At 41.7% G+C, this 18,391-nt stretch carries 15 protein-coding genes; 11 read left to right on the top strand and 4 right to left on the bottom strand.

Annotated elements, in window-relative coordinates; translation table 11 throughout:
- Nucleotides 1–17 precede the first annotated feature (17 nt).
- A complete protein-coding gene (locus A7985_RS09955; protein ID WP_065790306.1) occupies nt 18–1,460 on the bottom strand; it encodes a tetratricopeptide repeat-containing sulfotransferase family protein in 1,443 nt (480 codons plus the stop codon).
- A gap of 96 nt (nt 1,461–1,556) precedes the next feature.
- Nucleotides 1,557–4,178 (bottom strand): TonB-dependent receptor plug domain-containing protein, encoded by a 2,622-nt coding sequence (locus A7985_RS09950; protein ID WP_065790305.1) that lies wholly within the window; start codon nt 4,176–4,178, stop codon nt 1,557–1,559.
- A 555-nt stretch (nt 4,179–4,733) separates the two neighbouring features.
- Here A7985_RS09950 and A7985_RS09945 point away from each other — a divergent pair.
- The gene (locus A7985_RS09945) at nt 4,734–5,099 is read left to right on the top strand and encodes a hypothetical protein (RefSeq protein ID WP_065790304.1); all 366 of its coding nucleotides are present in this window, start codon (nt 4,734–4,736) and stop codon (nt 5,097–5,099) included.
- Between the two features lie 189 nt (nt 5,100–5,288).
- Nucleotides 5,289–6,656: a leucyl aminopeptidase family protein gene (locus A7985_RS09940; RefSeq protein ID WP_065790303.1), complete on the top strand. Its 1,368-nt coding sequence runs from the start codon at nt 5,289–5,291 to the stop codon at nt 6,654–6,656.
- A 54-nt stretch (nt 6,657–6,710) separates the two neighbouring features.
- On the opposite strand, the gene A7985_RS09935 is transcribed toward A7985_RS09940, so the two are convergent.
- Together A7985_RS09935 and A7985_RS09930 are read right to left on the bottom strand one after the other, a co-directional pair.
- On the bottom strand, nt 6,711–8,183 hold the full coding sequence (locus A7985_RS09935; protein ID WP_065790302.1) for an aminoacyl-histidine dipeptidase: 1,473 nt from the start codon (nt 8,181–8,183) through the stop codon (nt 6,711–6,713).
- 340 nt (nt 8,184–8,523) lie between these two features.
- A complete protein-coding gene (locus A7985_RS09930) occupies nt 8,524–9,597 on the bottom strand; it encodes a ketoacyl-ACP synthase III (protein WP_065790301.1) in 1,074 nt (357 codons plus the stop codon).
- Nucleotides 9,598–9,735: 138 nt separating this feature from the next.
- On the opposite strand from A7985_RS09930, the gene A7985_RS09925 reads away from it, so the two are divergent.
- The 9 genes from A7985_RS09925 to A7985_RS09885 all read left to right on the top strand — a co-directional run bounded on the left by A7985_RS09925 (nt 9,736) and on the right by A7985_RS09885 (nt 18,344).
- Nucleotides 9,736–10,134, top strand: a complete 399-nt coding sequence (locus tag A7985_RS09925) for a nuclear transport factor 2 family protein (protein ID WP_065790496.1) — start codon at nt 9,736–9,738, stop codon at nt 10,132–10,134.
- A gap of 78 nt (nt 10,135–10,212) precedes the next feature.
- Nucleotides 10,213–11,283, top strand: coding sequence for a sensor histidine kinase (locus A7985_RS09920; protein ID WP_256096704.1), 1,071 nt, complete (start codon nt 10,213–10,215; stop codon nt 11,281–11,283).
- A 160-nt stretch (nt 11,284–11,443) separates the two neighbouring features.
- On the top strand, nt 11,444–11,965 hold the full coding sequence (locus A7985_RS09915; protein WP_065790495.1) for a response regulator transcription factor: 522 nt from the start codon (nt 11,444–11,446) through the stop codon (nt 11,963–11,965).
- A 79-nt stretch (nt 11,966–12,044) separates the two neighbouring features.
- Nucleotides 12,045–12,449: a DUF1761 domain-containing protein gene (locus A7985_RS09910; RefSeq protein ID WP_065790300.1), complete on the top strand. Its 405-nt coding sequence runs from the start codon at nt 12,045–12,047 to the stop codon at nt 12,447–12,449.
- Nucleotides 12,450–12,701: a hypothetical protein gene (locus A7985_RS26890; protein WP_065790299.1), complete on the top strand. Its 252-nt coding sequence runs from the start codon at nt 12,450–12,452 to the stop codon at nt 12,699–12,701.
- 148 nt (nt 12,702–12,849) lie between these two features.
- Nucleotides 12,850–13,110, top strand: a complete 261-nt coding sequence (locus A7985_RS09900) for a CBU_0592 family membrane protein (RefSeq protein ID WP_063356173.1) — start codon at nt 12,850–12,852, stop codon at nt 13,108–13,110.
- A 140-nt stretch (nt 13,111–13,250) separates the two neighbouring features.
- On the top strand, nt 13,251–15,242 hold the full coding sequence (locus A7985_RS09895) for a TonB-dependent receptor plug domain-containing protein (RefSeq protein ID WP_065790298.1): 1,992 nt from the start codon (nt 13,251–13,253) through the stop codon (nt 15,240–15,242).
- Between the two features lie 61 nt (nt 15,243–15,303).
- Nucleotides 15,304–15,813, top strand: a complete 510-nt coding sequence (locus A7985_RS09890; RefSeq protein WP_141685314.1) for a hypothetical protein — start codon at nt 15,304–15,306, stop codon at nt 15,811–15,813.
- Nucleotides 15,814–16,172: 359 nt separating this feature from the next.
- Entirely contained in the window at nt 16,173–18,344 is a 2,172-nt protein-coding gene (locus A7985_RS09885) for a M4 family metallopeptidase (RefSeq protein ID WP_065790296.1), read from the top strand.
- Nucleotides 18,345–18,391 lie beyond the last annotated feature (47 nt).

Here is an 18,391-nt window from a genome sequence, read left to right as displayed (position 1 = left end):
TAAAAGGCTAGCTAACTCTAGCCTTTTTCATTGTTTAACGCTTTTTCCATTGCGCTTTCGAATGTTTTCCATCTCGAGAGCGAGCGTTCGTGTAAAGGTTGCCTTACCTGTGTTTTACTCAATGTCTCTACTTTGCTACGGCTTTTGTAAAACTCCATACACTCAGGTTCGTACTTGAGGTACGTAAAGTTAAGTATTTTTTGCACTGTTCTTTCAGGCTCTTCTATGAGTTTTTCGTAGCTTACTGTGTATATACTGCGCTTTAAAAGTGGCTTGAAGTGCTCCATAACTTGCGCTTCTATCGCCGCGTAATGTTGAAATTCAGTCAGTGAACAGAAATAAGGTTCATCTTCTGCAAAGTGATTGCTGTATACAGACCAAGCATTAGCCATAAAATCTCGGGTTAAGTGTATGATTTTAGCCTGTGGGAATATTTTGTAGATGAGTCCAATATTTTGAAAGTTGGCTGGGAGCTTGTTTATCACAACTTCCTCTTGTACCCGGTGTTTTTTTATCTCGTCCACGTATACGTTACGACAGTAATCTAGCATAGATGTGCTTAGTTCCAGTGCACACTCTGGAAAAGCCCGCTCCGTTCTCATCTCAAGGTAAGGAACAATTTTATCACTGATGATCACACTTTCGCCCATGCTACCAACCTGACTATGCTGTGTCAGAATTTGTTCTAGAAGTGTAGAGCCTGTACGCGGCAATCCGACAATAAACACAGGCGTAAACGTCGACTGTACTTTGTCTGTGGGTTTACCAAAATAGTCTTGATTAAATGTATTTAAGACTCGATTGAAAAATGGCAGCATGTCAGCCGTTTTAAATTTGCATTGAGATAGCTGCAGGTCGTTCGCCTTTTGATAAAATTCGAATGCTTTCTCATTTTCTCCTAAGGCTTGATGTCCTGTTGCCATTGCGTGATAGGCAACAATATGAAATGTAGGGTGCTCATAGCTTCCCTCAAGCTCGGTTATTCGTTGCATTAAAGCGGGTATTTCTGCGGCTGATTGGAGCTGCATGAGTTCAAATATCATAAAAATAGATACGCCGGAGGGAGGGCACTCTAGACCTTTTTCAAAGACCTGTTTCGCGTTATCAATAAACCCATGATCGAGGTAAAATTGACCAAGGTGATAGTGAATTTGTGCATTGTGTCTCGCAACACTTAGGGCGTACTCTAACACTGTCTTGGCGTCAACAGGGGAGCCAACTGCAATAAATGCATCTGCAAGGGCATAGAGTGGGTCGAGCATTTTAGGTAAATGTTCACATGCCCGTTTAAGGTAGTAAATTGCATTATCATATTGTTCTAAGCGCATACAAATCCTACCTAAACCAAACAGTGCTTTTCCGTTTTTGGGGTTTTGTTTTAGGACTTGCTTGAACATGAACTCCGCCTCTCGGAGTCGGTTTTCAAGTAGTAGTTCTGTGGCGCGGTCTAAAAGTAGCATAAATCGTAAGCTTTTTATTTTTAACTAAATAATAAAAATAAAAAGAGGAAATAGCCATCGCTAATTCCTCTTTTGCTTCTGGGTTACAGATAAAGTTTAGAACGTATACGTTGCTTTGACATAGTAATAACCGCCATTTATGCCAAATGGTGATGTTTCATAGTAGATACCACCCCAATTGTTTTTAGGTGTTGTTTCAGTGTTGTCACCTTCGTAGAAATCAATAATTTCCTCTGCATCTTGATCAAAGATGTTGTTTGCACCAACGGTCAAACTGAGGTTTTCAGTCGCGTAATAGGTTAACTCAGCATCGAAGGTAAATGTTGGGTCAGCCATGATAGCAGTGGCGTCATAGTCAACATGTACACCTTGGTATTCGCCGAAGTAGTTGTATCGGATGAAACCAGAGAAATCCTCCCACTGTTGCGTCCAAGTATAGGTCGCACGGTGTTGTGGTAAGTCTTCCTCAAGGCGTTTTACTTTGAAAGCACCTGTAATAGCAGAAAACTTATCAACCGTGGTTTCATTCCAGTTATAAGCCATGCTGAACGTTGCAAAGCCGCCGAGCAGGTCCATAGAGTAGTTTGCAACTACATCAACACCTTGCGTCGTAGTATCAAAGTCATTGGTAAAGAATGATACCTGTGCAATGCTGTCTACGTTTGGCACACCATCAGCTTTCAAAGCTTCTTTTTGAGCCGGTGTTAAGTCAATTTTGTCTGACTGACTTAAGCGATCTTCAACTTGAATATTGTAGTAATCAATAGTCAAGAACAAATCACCCGTTTGATATACAAAACCAAGTGTATAACTCTCTGACTCTTCCGGTTGTAACTCTGTACCACCTAAAATCTCAGACACCGGGTTTGTAGGTGGTAATAGTGCGGAGTCAACCAATACACCACTGCTTAAGTTGGTTTGGACGTTACTTACGTTCGCTTGACCAACGGTCGGTGCACGGAAGCCGGTACTGATTGAACCGCGCATTGAAAGGTCATCAGTTAGTTGGTATTGGCCCATTACTTTAAAGTTGGTGGTAGACCCAAATGAATCATAGTCTTCGAATCTAAGTGCCCAACCCATTAAAAAGTCGTCTGTGAAAGGCGTTTCAATATCAATATAAGCCGCATAGTTTCTGCGTGAGAATTCGCCTGCCGCTGAAGGTTGGAATCCTGGGAAACCATTGGAGCCGATACCAAAACCTTGTTGTGTTAATGGACCAGCGATGAAGGATGCTTCATCACCAGCAATTACTTCAAATGTTTCTTCGTGCCATTCGAGGCCCGCAGCCACGTTTACTTCATATGCAAGGTCAAAGTCAAAGCCCTTAGACACATCCAAGTTGAAATTCTTCTCTAACTGAATGTATTTACCAGGGCTAAACTCCATAGGCGTTTCAGGACCGAGCGACGCATTGACAGTATTGGTAATAAAGTAGCGAGATTCATTTCGGCCAACAGAGCCGCTCAAGTCATAAAATCCGCCTTCCATAAAACCTTCAGTAAACTCGCCTTTGGTACCAATGGTTAATGAAGTATCGGTTATGTTACCGCCAAAGTTTGGTGTAAAACCACCAGGTAAGATTTCGTTAAATGCGAAACAGTTTCTGCCTAACTCAGTGTCTGCAGCAATTTGTTGATATGCAGCAATGGTAGCTACGTTGTAGATTTGGTTATTGTCGCTGTCGCGCAAACTGACGGTAGGGCATTCAATACCATTGTTCAACCCATCTAAGTCACCTACGAGTAACGTCGCACCACCGTCATTTGAGTATACTTGTGGGCGAGTTTGCGGGTTACGATAATAAAACCCGCCTTTCACGTCACGCTCAGAATAGTTACCAAACATATAAAATTCAGAACTGTTGCTCAGCTCTAACCCAACGTTACCGAAAATTGTTATATCATCTTTTATTTCGGGAGCACCCCAGATTTGCGCTGGATCTCTAACACCTTCTACATTTGCATCGATAAATTTCTGCGCATCAGGTCTTTGTACACTGCGGCTTGTTGCATCAGCTTCTTTATACTGGAAGCTTAAATTGGCAAAGCCTTGGTCGGTAAAAGGCAAACCAATATTACCTTCGATAGTGGTCGTATCACCGTCACCCTCGTAGTATTCACCTTGCTTAACCGAGAAGCTACCGCCTTCAGAAGCATCTTTTAACACAAAGTTTAATACCCCCGCGATGGCATCCGAACCATATTGTGCAGCGGCGCCATCACGCAGTACTTCAACTTGTTTTAATGCGATGCTTGGAATGACAGAGATGTCTGGACCTTGTGCACCGTCGTTGATACCGCCACCTAAAAACGCGATTACAGACGAGCGGTGTCTGCGCTTACCATTTAATAAAATTAATGTTGAATCAGCTGGCAAGCCACGTAAATTAGCAGGTCGTACAAGACTTGCTGCATCACTTATTGGGTTTGCATGTACATTAAGAGAGGGGACTGAGCCTTTAAGCAACTCAAGCATATCGTCGCCACCTGCTTTGCTTAATTCATCACCACCAATGATATCGATTGGTACTGGTGATTCACCCACAGATCTGGGTGCAGCCCTTGAGCCGACTACGGCTATCTTTTCTATGTCTTTGTTTGCTCCATCTTCTCTGGCATCTGCCAAAGTATTAAACGACGCTAATGTGGTAATAGCGGCTGTAGTTGAAATGGCAAATTTAATCGCACTTCTAAGTTTGCATCTCTGTAGTTTCATCCTGTTTCCCCAGTTTTAACTTTTTATTGCTGATTTTCAGCTTAACATTATTAACATTAAGATAACATTACAAACGGTTTTTGCCTATACTGTCAATCAATTAGTTAACACATTAATAAAAGTAGCATTGAATTTTTCAACTTCAACTTTTTGATTGATTTAATTGCTTTTTATCTTTAATAGAGAATTTTTTATAAGTGATGAAGCCAAAAATATAATAATTAATATGTTAACTATTTAGGAACTGAACATGTTGCAATAACGTGTGTAATTTGAGATTTTTAACTAAATTAAGACAGTAATAGACTGAATATTCTTCCAAAAATAATAGTTTTTCTATTATATTTAACTAGTTATGAAAAAATGTTGAGTGGTTAAATATTGTGCTTATTTCATTTGGTAATCGTGAATATTCACTCTCTGAATGGAAGTGATTAATGATTACCTAACAATCACGCGGCTGAGGTATATAGAAACTATTTGGACCAAATATCTACACGATTTTTGAGGTAAACTTTGCTAGAATCAAGTAAAAGCCCCCCACGTTGAGTATCAATGAGGTTAATAAAAGTTGCGCACAAGGCGCCTATAAGAGTTGTTCGAATAAGTAAGAACAGGCAAAAACTGAAATTAAAACGCTCTTTGATTGCGTTGAAAGGTGCGCTTGAACAAGAAAAACAAGAAACTGAAGAGATGCTCGATATTTATAAACGTTACACCCAAGGTCAGGCATCGAAAGACGAATTGAAAGTTGCAAATAAACAATTTGTAGATGTATTAAAAGGGCTTGGTTTAGGGGTGTTTGCCATTTTACCGTTTGCACCCATTACTATACCGATTATCATCAAATTAGGCAGCAAGTTAGGCGTTGATGTATTGCCAAGCTCATTCTCGATTCAGAAAGATTCCAAAACCAAATAGTTCGCATACTTTAATTTTGTTGGTTTCCTACCTATAAAGTGTTTTTGGGATCTAGTATCTGTGGGATAGCTCCCCAAAAGCTTTTTATCTTCATTATATAAATATAGAAAAAACTTACCCTTATACCAGTGAATTGTGAGTCGCGAATTGGTATCCTTAAAATAATACAACTTACAATAAGAGGCACGTATGAGCACTTTACTCATTCACTCCAATAAAGGTACTCCGATTCATTTCACCACAGAGTCTCAACTAGATAGTTGGCTTTCTGAGCATGCGCAAGCTGCACAGAGTTTCGTGTTGGCTTCTCGACAAGAAGGACAAAATGTTTTACTGGTTCCTAATTTGAATAGTGGTGAGCTTGAATGTGTTGTTTGTATTGTGGAGTCCTTAGAAGATCAATGGATTGCAGGAGATCTTGCCAAGCAATTGCCAAAAGGAACGTATCAATTTACAGGCACTCAAGAGCTTATTGAAAGAGCGGCAACCAGTTATGCATTAGGTGCTTATCAATATAATGCTTATAAAAAATCAGCGCCTATACAAGCTAAACTGGCGTTAGCTGAAGAATCTCAGTTTAATCGAGTGAAGCAGGTTGTCACTGGCATTTATTTGGTTCGTGATCTTGTTAACACGCCTGCGGCTGACATGATGCCTCAGCACCTTGCTGAAACATTCATTGAGTTGGCAGAGCAGTTTGGTGGTGAGTTTAACCAACTGATAGGTGATGAATTACTCGAGCATAATTACCCAACTATTCATATGGTCGGTAGAGCCAGCGATAACAAGCCAAGATTATTGGACTTGACATGGGGTGATGCTGACGCGCCGAAACTTACGTTGGTCGGTAAAGGTGTATGTTTCGACTCGGGGGGGTTGGATTTAAAACCTGCTTCGGGCATGCGTAACATGAAAAAAGACATGGGTGGTGCAGCACACGTGCTCGGTTTAGCTCATATGATTATGGCTGCCAATTTACCCGTTCGATTGCGTGTACTTGTTCCAGCAGTTGAAAATGCGGTTTCTAAAAATGCTTTTCGACCTGGCGATGTAATTAAAACCCGTAAGGGCATCACTGTTGAAATAGACAATACTGATGCCGAGGGGCGTTTGGTGCTATGCGATGCGTTGGCAGAAGCGCAAAGCGAATCACCTGAGCTTTTGATCGATTTTGCTACGTTGACGGGAGCATGTCGTATTGCATTGGGAACCGAGTTACCAGGGTTTTATAGTACAGATCAGGCAATTGCAAACGACATCATTGAGCAGGGCTTAGCCCATCAAGATCCGGTATGGCAATTACCACTGTTTGACCAGTATAAAGGTTTATTTAAGAGCGATATTGCAGATATTTCGAATTGTGGCTCAACGCCATTTGGCGGCTCAATTACTGCGGCGCTTTACCTTAAAGAGTTTGTAGACCCTCAAACTACGCCTTGGCTTCACTTTGATGTAATGGCGTGGAATGTGCGTCATTTACCAGGTAGACCAGTTGGTGGTGAAGGGCTTGGTCTCAGAGCAACACTCGCCTATTTACAAAAGCGGTTTGCCAATTAACGTTACCTTGTAAAAAAGCGGCTCCATAGGGAGCCGTTTTTTTGCTTTTATTGACTAACTTTTCACTGGGATGTTGGTTAATAAAGCTTGCATTTGTTGCCAGTATAATCCGACTGAGCCTATATGCACTTTCTCATCTGGTGAGTGAGGGAATTTAATCGTCGGCCCAAAAGATATCATGTCCATGTCTGGATATGGTTCTTTAAATAGCCCGCACTCCAAACCTGCATGGATCACCATAATGTCTGGTTTGTTACCGTATATACCTTCATACATATCTCGGAAAATATGTACGAGTTCGGAGTCTGGTTCTGGCTTCCAGCCCGGATATGCACCAGAAAATTCTATCTCTGCGCCAGCCAATTCTGCTAGTGAAGAAAGCGTTCCTTCAACATCTTTTCTGCCAGAGTCGATCAGAGATCTGATCAAGCACAAGATTTCGATCGAATCTTCCGCTGAAGTGATCACACCTAAATTAAGGGAGGTCTCTACAACGCCTTTTATGTCATCACTCATTCTGACCACGCCATTTGGACATGCGTTTAAAATGGCTAATAGTTTAGCTGTACTGTCAGTTGAAAGCGGTGAACATGTGTGTTCAACTTGTTGCGTATTAAAACTCAGGCCAGTTTCGATAGCTTGAAGCTCTTGTTGCATTAATTGCTCTACACGCTTAATGTGCTCATTGATTTTATTTACATCACAATCTTTAACAGCAATTGTGGCGTATGCTTCACGAGGAATTGCGTTTCTCAGTGAACCGCCTTTAAATTCAACAATTTGAAACTCGATATCTTGAAAGTGATGCTTTAAGGTGCGGGCAAGTAGCTTGTTCGCATTTGCTCTTCCTGTGTGAATATCAACACCAGAATGTCCGCCTTTTAAGCCTTTCAGTGCAATTTGAATAAACACTTGGTCGTCTTGCTTCGGTTGTCTATCGATATTGAGCTTAAGGCTCGCATCAATACCACCAGCACAGCCCATGTAAATCTCGCCTTCTTGTTCAGAGTCTGTGTTTAGGAGAATTTCACCTTCAAGCCAGCCCGCTTCCAAGCCAAATGCGCCAGTCATGCCAGCTTCTTCGTCAATGGTCAGGATCACTTCTAATGGTCCGTGCGCAATATCATCAGAGGCAAGCACAGCTAAACAAGAAGCCATACCAATTCCGTTGTCCGCACCTAGCGTCGTACCATCTGCTGTAACCCAATCACCATCTACATAAGGTCTGATAGGGTCTGTAACAAAGTCATGGTCCGTGTCATCATTTTTTTGTGGAACCATGTCGATATGGGCTTGAAGCACTACTGGCTTTCTGTCTTCCATGCCACTAGTCGCTGGCTTTTTAATAAATACATTGCCCGTTTTGTCTCTACGTACGGCTAGATGTTGAGAGCTCGCCCAGTCAACAATAAATTGAGCAAGCGCTTCTTCATGCTTTGAAGGGTGAGGGATTGAACATATTTGGTCGAAAAACTGCCATACAATTTGTGGCTCTAGATTGCTTATCTCTGAGTGTGGTTTAAACACCTTATTCCCCTAATACGATTCTAATTTGTTGTCATAAAATTGAATACACACCTACGTAGTCAGGTGAGTATCGCCAAACTCCATTGCTGGTCTTTACCACTTATCATTTAGTAGCTTGTCATATCATATTGAATATACATGACGCGGATCACTACAGAGTAAGTTATCCCTCTATGACGATTTTGCCTGAGTAAAATACACTTGGTGAGTGAAGTAAAGACATAAAGCATTTTGATACAGAGCCAGCGTTGTTAATTTGTATCAAACGCCTCAGATTTTAGCACCTATTAGGTGTGATAGCGAGCAGCCATGCTTCTCTAACTGCTCGCAAAAAGAAGGATTAATCAGCAGATTTGCAGGCTTGTACCGCATCGTTGATCAGTTCTAAACCAGACTTCTGACAAGGTGGAAAGCTGTAGTCGCATGTTTTAATGGGCGCTGTGCGCTCACCCCAACGAATATAACTTGCAGCCCATGTCAGTCCCGCTCCAAAAGCAGCAGACATAATGTTTGCATGAGGTTTAATTAAGCCTTGCTCTACAGCCTCGCAAAGTGCAATGGCGACAGTCGCTGCGGACGTGTTCCCATATTGATCAATATTAACCATGACTTTATCGTCACTAATTGCCAACTTTTTCTGAATTGCTTGTATGATCCTTAAATTGGCTTGGTGTGGGATCAAGACATCAATGTCATCCAAGCTTAAGCTCGCTTTTTGCATTACGTCGTCACAAGCGATACTCATTCCTGTCACTGCGCGCTTGAAAATCTCCCTTCCTTCAAACTGTATATCTGACGGTCCAACAGGCTGATATTTATCTTGGTCTGAGCCATAATTCGAGATGTGTAAAATGTCTCTATCTTCTGTATCACAACCCGTTTTAGTTGCCATCAGGCCACTTGGTTCTGAGCTTGCTTCTAACACAACTGCGCCGGCTCCGTCGCCAAAAAGTACGGCACTGTCACGTTTGGCCCAGTTCACATACCAAGTCATGCGTTCAGCGGCAACAACCACAGCACGTTTAATCATACCTGCTTGTATCTGAGCCGTCGCATTTTGTAGTGCGTACAAAAACCCCGAACATGCTGCATTGACATCGCAGGCAGCTGCGCCGGTTGCGCCGATATTTTTTTGTACAAGAGATGCTGTGTTAGCCACAATTGTAGAAGGAGTACACGTTGCCAATAAAACGAGGTCTATATCATGGCCTTCTAAACCCGCACAGGCAATTGCGTGTTTGCTTGCAATGGTTGCTAATTCCGCAGTGCTGACGTGGCTGACTCTTCGAGCGCGTATGCCAGTTCGGGCTGCGATCCATTCGTCATTGGTATCAACAACAACACTAATTTCATCGTTGCTTATAGAGGCTGGCGGTATGGCTTTACCCCAACCTGTAATTTTCGCGTATAGCATATTGCCTCTTTGTCGAACCTGACTACCTGGTTAATCTGACAGTTATAACAAACAATGGAAATCTACACAAAGATAACCTTGTTGAATTGCTACATTTGTCTAAAATTAAATCTGAAACTGACTAAATTTCAGCACTTTATGACTCAAAAAATCACACAAGAATTACTAGACGAACTGATTGCACTTGAACGTCAACTCCTTGATCCGAGCGTCCGTGAATCCAAAGCGCGTTTGTCTATTATGTTAGACGATGATTTTTACGAAATATCTGCAAATGGTTTACTGTTTGATAAACGTCATGTTTTGTCTCGGCTGCCAAGCGAAAAAGTACCTCAATTTTATAATCAAGATTTTAGGGGACAGATGTTGGCAGATAATATCGCTCAGTTGACTTATCACGCGGCGTATCGCCGAAATGCATATAGTAATTTACAATTTTCATTGAGGATGTCTATTTGGCGCAAGAACAATTGCGGTTGGCAGCTACTTTTTCATCAAGGCACACCAAGTCCTGAATTTGTTTTGAATTACGATTAAAAGCGACATTATAGTGGTGCTGGGATTTGTCTGAGCATTGATGTAAAGTACGCCATCATTTGATTTTGGCTTTTTGAAATGGTTATTGCGTTTTCTCCTCAGTCGGCATTAGGGCAATTGTTATTGCTGCGTTCAATTGCGATTGTTTTGCAACTCGTTCTGGTGCTCGTCTCCATTTTACTGCTCGATAAGAATATTCCTCATAAGCCCGTATTTACTATTATCGCGTTGGAGTCAGCGTTTCAACTTTTGAGTATTTTTATATATCGAAGAACAAGAGAGATCTCAGAAAAAGCAATGACTTTGCAACTCGTTGCGGATATTTTATTTTTGTCAGTGTTACTTTCTTTTCTCGGTGGAGCCAGTAACGCTTTTGTTTCTTTATTACTATTACCTTGCATTATTGCTGCGGTCACAGTATCAATTGGATACGTGCTCTTCGTTTCTGCGAGTGCCCTCATAGCTTACGGCTATTTGTACATTGCAGTCACCATGCCTATGCATCATCACGGGATGCATATGGGTGAGCATTTGCTCGGTATGTTTGTGAATTTCGTTTTTATGGTTGTTGTAACTGTGGGTGTTGTAGCACTGCTTGTGAAACGCATTCGTGAGCGCGAAGCTTTGCTTGCTAAAACACGGGAAAAACAGCTTCAACAAGAGCAGTTATTGGCACTGGGAAGCGCCGCTGCGCAGGTGACACACCAATTAGCAACCCCCATAGCCCACTTAAATTTGTTATTAGAAGAGCTGCGAGAAGACTTTCCTGATCATCCCGCCGTTAAGGAAATGAGCAGCCCGATATCTCAGTGTTGTACACAGTTAGAAGGCTTTCGAGATCAAACGGAGTTGCTCAAGCTGAAGGGGGAAGCCAAGGCACAATCAACCGCGTTTGTACTAGAGCAGCTCGAAGAGCTAATGGCCTTGCAATACCCAAAACAGGCTATTGATGTTGTCGAAAAGACATCTGCTGTGTTTATTCAGGGCGACCCAATGCTCATTCCGTCGTTATTAAATTTAGTTGTCAATGCCGCAAAGGCGAATGAACGCGCTGGCAAAACTCATATATCCTTAAATGCATACACAAAAGAGGGATATTGGTACCTGACTATTCAGGATCAAGGTAAGGGGATACGCAACAAAAGTTAGACTCGATTGGTAAATCGGTTGTTGAAAGCGACAGTGGTTTTGGTATGGCACTATTGCTCACTCATGCGACACTAGAACGCGTCAAAGGCGAGCTAAAACTAGAGAATATGACGGAAGGTGGTGTATTATCCACTGCTAAATTACCTATTGTGGGCGCATGATGAAGTTACTGATCATTGAAGATGATATTGCATTCTCAAATACGTTAGCGAGACGGATGGCCAAGTTGGGCTTTGAATGCTTATGTGTTAATACTGAATCTGAAATAATCGACAAATGCGAGATGTTTTTGCCACAGTATGTATTGCTGGATATGAAATTAGAGCATTCATCTGGGCTGCACTATATTGCTGATATTAGAGCGACCTTACCGACTTGTAAATTGGTCTTATTGACTGGATTTGCAAGCATAGCAACTGCTGTAGAAGCGATTAAATTGGGGGCTGATGATTATTTGACAAAACCGGCCGATACAAAACTCATTGCTAAAAAATTGTTAGGAGAAACAATTGAGGTCGAAAATAGCTTCGACTCTACGATGTCCCCCGAAAGATTGGAGTGGGAGCATATTCAACAAACGTTGCAGGCGAATGGTGGTAACGTTTCCGAAACTGCCAGACAGTTAAACATGCATAGAAGGACATTGCAACGCAAGTTACAAAAACGTCCGGTTTCTAAGTAAGATCGAGATACTCGTATACATTGCTCATTTCTCAGTTATTAACTAAATTGAAATTAATGAGATAGTGGGGCAAGTATCAATGTACGTATTTGAAGTGAACATATTTGCCGTATTGCTAAGCGCGATAGGTTCTTTTGTGTTGGGTGGCATGTGGTATTCTCCTCTTATGTTTCAACAAGCATGGCTTGAGGGAGCTGGGCTTACAGAGCTGGATTTAAAAAGTGCGAATCATAAATTGATTTTTCTAGGCGCATTTGCATTTTGTTTGCTCGCCTCCATAGGGGTGGCATTAACCGTTGGCAAGTCTCCATCCGCTTTAGATGCGATGTTATATGGTATGGGGATTGGTATCGTGTTTGTAAGCACATCTTTTGGTGTTAGTTACCTATTTGAACAACGACCATTAAAGCTGTTTTTGGTTAATGCGGGGTACCACACGTTGCAATTTACATTAATCGGTTTCGTAATTGGGAGTCTTAATTAAGTGGCAAAGCCTAATAAAAAAGGGCCTACAAGGACAGTTGATATTTATTGTGCTAAATGCAAAACCCAGCTGTTTAAATATAGGAAAGGAGGCAAGGGCAATTTGATCAAGTGCTTTGTTGAAAGAATTACAGTTGATCATACTGACAATCAAACTCATTGCCCTAACTGCGAGCAAGAGTTTTCAAGAAGAACGCTCATAAGAGGGACACCCGCACTGAAAATAGTCGGCAAAAAAGTGACATTTAAGTGATATCAAGGCGGACATTTATCCTGTAGTACACAATTAAAAACAGAGATACTTTCAAAGTTTGTGCTGTTTCAACGATTGAAAGTCACCCTTCCCACGGATTAGGGCCAGCGTGTTTGGGTGAGTATCCACAAAATTTATGGACAAAAACATGATTGATATCTTATTTGACGTTATTGGTATGACCGGCACTTTTCTTGTTGTTGGAGCATTTTTCTTACTGCAGCTTGAAAAAGTCGCACCAGACGGCCTCAAATATAACCTCATGAACCTATCTGGAGCAATCTTGTTGCTCATAAGCTTATGTTATAACTTTAACCTTGCAAGTTTCGTTATTGAACTATTCTGGATAGCCGCGTCGCTTATCGGCCTTTATAAATATTTCAAAGCTAAGAAACTACAAACGGCGTAAAAACATAAGCAAAAACTTGCACAGTTGCATATCATGCGTATTATTAAGCTGTATGGAAGGTAACTGTGTAAGCCAACTTTAAATGAAGTTTTTCTTCTTTTAAACATGAGCTTGCTATGGTGTAAGTAGTCAGGCTCAATATGAAAAAAACAGTCCCTCTAATTCTCGCCACACTCATAAGCGCAAATAGCGTAGCTTCTCAAGAAGATATATTTGAGCTCAGTTTTGAAGAGCTGCTTGATGTTAATATTACTTTAGCAACTAAAACCGAAGAAACGTCTACTTCTGTGCCATCTAGTATTACGGTCTTTAATCAGCAACATATCCAACTATTAGGTGTTGCCAATGTCTATGAGCTCATGAATTTTGTGCCAGGCATGCAATCAACCCGTGGAGATTGGGTGGGGGCGGTTCCAAAAGAGCACGCACGTGGTATTTATTTAGACAGTGGTAATGTACTCGTCATGTTAAATGGCCAAAGGCTAAATGAATCTTCTTTTGGGAAGGCATCTGTATACGCACCATTTATTCCCGTAGAGGTGGTAGAAAGAGTTGAGTTTATAAGGGGGCCGGGCTCTGCATTATACGGGAGTAATGCGTTTTTGGGCGTTATGAATATTGTTACTCGAAAAAGTGACGATGTCTTAATGGTTGCGGTAGGGGATCGAGGCATGTATCAAGGTGCGATGAGCATGCATCAAGAGTTTAAAAATGGCATCACTCTGAATGCCAACGCATCTTTGTACCGTGATGATGGAGACACGTATTTTGACGCAGGAGTGAAGGATCCTGTTGATGGTCGGTTTCTGGAAATAGAGTTAAAGTGGCAGAACTGGCGGCTTGCTGTTCACAATACAGAAACGCGATTGGATGAGTTTATAAATTTGTCAGGTGAATCAAAAGAGAACGAATATACGAGCCGTAATCTCGGCATGCAGCTAGAGGTTGAAAGCAGAATTAGTGATTCTTTAAGTAATAAAACGAAATTAGAATTCATTAAACACGACATTAAAAGCAGTGGCCAGATAGCAACGGCTGAGCAGCTGGGGCTAGAACACGGCTTATTTGTCGGGCCTAGATGGCAATCGAGAGATTTAACCCTAAATAGCGAGTTTAGTTATGACCACAGTGAGTCCCTAAATGTCATTGTGGGTGGTGAGTATTCTTGGGAAGAACAATCACGCGCAGACGTTTATACCAATTATTATGACCCCGTACGTCAAGAAGTTATTCCGGCCGAAGAATTTTTCCTTGGTGGCCTAGAGGTAATAAATAACTACGCGCCGTTCACCTCCCTTAAGCAAGACTTTGACTCTTACGCAGCGTACTTACAGGCAAAGTATATTTTGAATGAAGACGTTACTATCTTTGCAGGGGCGAGGTTTGATGATGTTTTGGATATCGACAAGAAGCTCTCACCAAGATTGGCTGTGATTTATCAGTTTAATCCGACACACACATTTAAATTACAGTACGGAGAGTCGTTTAGAGTGCCCGTCAGCAATGAGCTTAACTCAAATGACGAGGTAACTCAGGGCAACCCCAACCTAAAAGCTGAATATGTTAAAACGACGGAGTTGGTTTGGCATATTCAAGATCAAAACTGGCAAGTTGATTTAGTTGTGTTTGATAATGAGTTAGAGGACTTTATCAACTTAATCCCAGTGGATGAGGAGCAAACACGTTTTACTTTTGACAACGTATTCGAAACTAGTATGCAAGGAATCGAGTTTAATGGGACTTTGCATATTTCAGACAATGCATGGTTAAGCAGCACATTTACGCAGTATATTGATTTACCATTTAACCCTAGCTATAAAAAGTTTGGCTCTTTGGTCTTTAATTTCAAATCTGGGCAGTTCCAATATTCGGTTAACGGGTTATGGCGAGATGGCATCACCGTTATCCCATTCGAATTACCTGATGACCCTGAGTTTTCGCCGTATAGACAAGCAAGTCATTGGTTATTTGGTGCAACTGTGAGTTGGCAAATAGACGACACTCAGGGTGTCGCACTTCAAGTACAAAACTTATTTGATAAAGAAACCGACGCCTTTGATCCGAGGCGATATGATGGCCGGGTACCACAAAGGGGGCGGCAACTTAGAATGCGCTACACCTATAAGTTTTAGCTTGTGTAAATAACTAATATATATAAAACTATTGCTAACTCAATTTAATTATTAAAAACATATGAAGTTGTTTAATTTGAAACTGGTGCTCTTGTGTCTGAGCGGTTTTCTGGTATCTGGGTGTAGTGTGCCGCTTAAACAGTTGCAGATGGACGCCGAGTTTCCAGAAGTATCTTATGTTGGACGGGGTACTTCTGCGGGTCCAATGTTAATGGGCGCTATGGGGCCTATGGGCATTGCCGTTGGGATTGCGATTGATGAAGGAATAGGGCGCGATATTGAACGTGCTTTAAGCGATTCTTTAGTACAAAACCAGACTACAATCGTAAAGAGTGTTGCTGTAAACTTCCCAAAAGCAGAGCGATTTGCACTGCGTAAAATTGAGTTTAAATCCGACGCTAATGATGATGATTTGGCGTATGCAATAACAACCTTAATTTTATACCCCAGCGAGACATTCAAGTGTTTTTCGAGTGAGTCATCCCCCCTAGATGCGCTAAAGTCTTCCGATATCGGGTGGATGATAGTCAATAACTCTTTCGCTTCAGAAGTTGCATGTAAGGATCAGTAGCCGGGCTCATATCTACCTTTTCTTATGGGCGATATGACTAAATAACGCCCATAATCGCCTGATAAAACCGTCTATAAATTGTGTCAATTAAATTAACCTACACTTTCTCTGTCTTAGTATTATTACTATTTTTGTATCATAAAATTTACAATTTTGAGGGGCTTAGCTTTATTTATTTGATAGAAAAAAGCTAAGCTAATGAAGTCTTTACTTAAATATATGCCTCTTTAAAAATGCAACAAATGTTAAAAATAAGTGTGTTTTTTGTTGTGATTGTCTAGTCTCAATCAAGCGTGCGTATCGAGCATGCTATCTCGGCTTTGTTTGAGATAAAAAACACACAATCAAGGAGCATAAAAGTGAAACTATCTACGATAACAACAGTGACGTTATCTGCATTGGCTGTAATGTCAGGGAGCGCGATTGCTGCGCAAAAACAATACTTAAATAACGAGACAAATTTAAGCATGATGCTGCAGGGGGCCGCACCTGCTGTCCTTTCTGCGCCTGCTGCGCAGATGATTGGACTTAGCAATCAGAGCCAATTAAAAGTATTAAAGTCTTTTAAACACAAAAATGGCTCAATTACACACCGCTATCAACAGATGTATCAAGGTTTACCGGTCATTGGGGACACGGTAAGTCTCACTTTCAACGACCAAGGTGCGCTCAAACATGCCCACGGCGCTGCTGTGTACGGCATTGAGTCCGATTTAGCGTCTGTTACACCGAGCTTAAAGTTAGAAAACGCTGTAAAAGCAGTGCAATCTCAAATGCTGTCGACAAGTGAGCATATTCAAAAACACAACGAAGAAAGTCGACTGGGTGTTTGGCTAGATGAGTCAGGAACTGCTCGTTTGGTCTATGAGATGACGTATGTAACGTATGGTCATGAGCCCGCTCGGCCTTATATGATAGTGGATGCGAACTCAGGTGAAGTCCTTGTAAATTATAATAATATTCAGCATGCAAATGCGACAGGTCCAGGTGGAAACACAAAAACCGGGCGTTATGACTATGGTACAGACTATGGTCATTTAGATGTTAGTCAGTCCGGTAATACTTGTACAATGAACAATGCGAACGTAAAGACGATTAACCTTAACCATGGCTCAAGTGGGTCTTCTGCCCATAGTTTTACGTGCCCAGAAAATACTGTAAAAACGATTAACGGCGCCTACTCTCCGTTAAATGATGCGCATTACTTTGGCAACGTTGTATTTAATATGTACAACGATTGGTTAGGCACTGCGCCACTGAGCTTCCAATTACAAATGCGGGTGCATTACAGCAACAATTATGAAAATGCATTTTGGGATGGCCGCTCAATGACGTTTGGCGATGGTAAAGATCGATTTTACCCGCTTGTGAGCCTTGACGTTTCTGCTCACGAAGTGAGTCATGGGTTCACCGAACAAAACTCAGGCCTGGTATACAGATATAAATCGGGTGGTTTAAACGAAGCTTTTTCTGATATGGCTGGTGAAGCTGCTGAGTTTTATATGAAAGGCACTAATGACTGGCTAGTAGGTCAAGACATCTTTAAAGGAAGTGGTGCGCTTAGATATATGAATGACCCGACTAAAGACGGCCGTTCAATTGACCATCAGTCTAATTACACCTCAAGTATGGATGTTCACCACTCGTCAGGTGTGTTCAATAAAGCGTTCTATAACCTTGCGACAACAACAGGGTGGGATACTAAAAAAGCCTTTATTGTTATGGCTAAAGCGAATCAGATGTACTGGACTGCTAGTACTGACTGGGATCTTGCCGGTAACGGTGTAATGGATGCCGCATGTGATTTGGGTTATAACCCAGATGACGTAAAAGCAGCATTGGCACAAGTTGGAGTCAACTCACAACTGAGTTCAGGTAGTAATTGTGGTACACCTCCAACAGATGAAGAGTTGACCAATGGTGTTGCTCGCACTGGAATAAGTGGTGCTTCTAAAGCGCAGCAATTCTTTGTGCTAAATGTGCCAGCGGATGCTTCCAGCTTAAAGTTTGAAACTTCAGGTGGATCAGGCGATGCCGATCTTTATGTTAAGTTTGGTAGTCGTCCTTCGTTGCAAACATACGACTGCAAAAGCACGACTTCATCAAGCAACGAAACTTGCTCGATTACCAATATCCAAGCAGGTACTTATTACGTGATGGTTGAAGCATGGAACCAAATATCAGGTGTGTCTTTAACGGGTACTTATTCTTCAGGCGGCAATGGCAATCAACCTATTGATAGAACAGAGAGTAATATTTCGGTAAGTTCAGGACAGTGGGCGAGATATACACAGCAGCTTGGTGCAGGTTATTCTAGCTTAGAGGTGACGATTTCAGGTGGTTCGGGCGACGCGGATCTGTATGTCAACTTTGGATCAGCTTCTTCAACATCGACTTACCAATGTAGACCTTACAAAAACGGCAACAGTGAGTCATGTTCGTTCACTAACCCTCAAAGTGGTACTTGGCACATTGACCTTCGAGGCTATAGCAGCGCCACTGGGGTAACCTTAAATATCAAAGCCAACTAATCACTTTTCTCTTAGAGGCGGTGTTCTACCGCCTCAATTATACATTT

The organism is Pseudoalteromonas luteoviolacea (genome assembly GCF_001696455.1).
Taxonomy (GTDB): Bacteria; Pseudomonadota; Gammaproteobacteria; order Enterobacterales; family Alteromonadaceae; genus Pseudoalteromonas; species Pseudoalteromonas luteoviolacea_C.
This window is presented reverse-complemented; position numbering and strand designations above follow the sequence as displayed.

Excerpts from the sequence above, each read along its gene's own strand:
- A7985_RS09920 (WP_256096704.1), top strand. The coding sequence starts at position 10,213 with ATGGTTATTGCGTTTTCTCCTCAGTCGGCATTAGGGCAATTGTTATTG.
- A7985_RS09900 (WP_063356173.1), top strand. The coding sequence starts at position 12,850 with ATGATTGATATCTTATTTGACGTTATTGGTATGACCGGCACTTTTCTT.
- A7985_RS09925 (WP_065790496.1), top strand. The coding sequence starts at position 9,736 with ATGACTCAAAAAATCACACAAGAATTACTAGACGAACTGATTGCACTT.
- A7985_RS09940 (WP_065790303.1), top strand. The coding sequence starts at position 5,289 with ATGAGCACTTTACTCATTCACTCCAATAAAGGTACTCCGATTCATTTC.
- A7985_RS09930 (WP_065790301.1), bottom strand. The coding sequence starts at position 9,597 with ATGCTATACGCGAAAATTACAGGTTGGGGTAAAGCCATACCGCCAGCC.
- A7985_RS09890 (WP_141685314.1), top strand. The coding sequence starts at position 15,304 with ATGAAGTTGTTTAATTTGAAACTGGTGCTCTTGTGTCTGAGCGGTTTT.
- A7985_RS09910 (WP_065790300.1), top strand. The coding sequence starts at position 12,045 with ATGTACGTATTTGAAGTGAACATATTTGCCGTATTGCTAAGCGCGATA.
- A7985_RS09955 (WP_065790306.1), bottom strand. The coding sequence starts at position 1,460 with ATGCTACTTTTAGACCGCGCCACAGAACTACTACTTGAAAACCGACTC.
- A7985_RS09895 (WP_065790298.1), top strand. The coding sequence starts at position 13,251 with ATGAAAAAAACAGTCCCTCTAATTCTCGCCACACTCATAAGCGCAAAT.
- A7985_RS09945 (WP_065790304.1), top strand. The coding sequence starts at position 4,734 with ATGAGGTTAATAAAAGTTGCGCACAAGGCGCCTATAAGAGTTGTTCGA.
- A7985_RS09950 (WP_065790305.1), bottom strand. The coding sequence starts at position 4,178 with ATGAAACTACAGAGATGCAAACTTAGAAGTGCGATTAAATTTGCCATT.
- A7985_RS09915 (WP_065790495.1), top strand. The coding sequence starts at position 11,444 with ATGAAGTTACTGATCATTGAAGATGATATTGCATTCTCAAATACGTTA.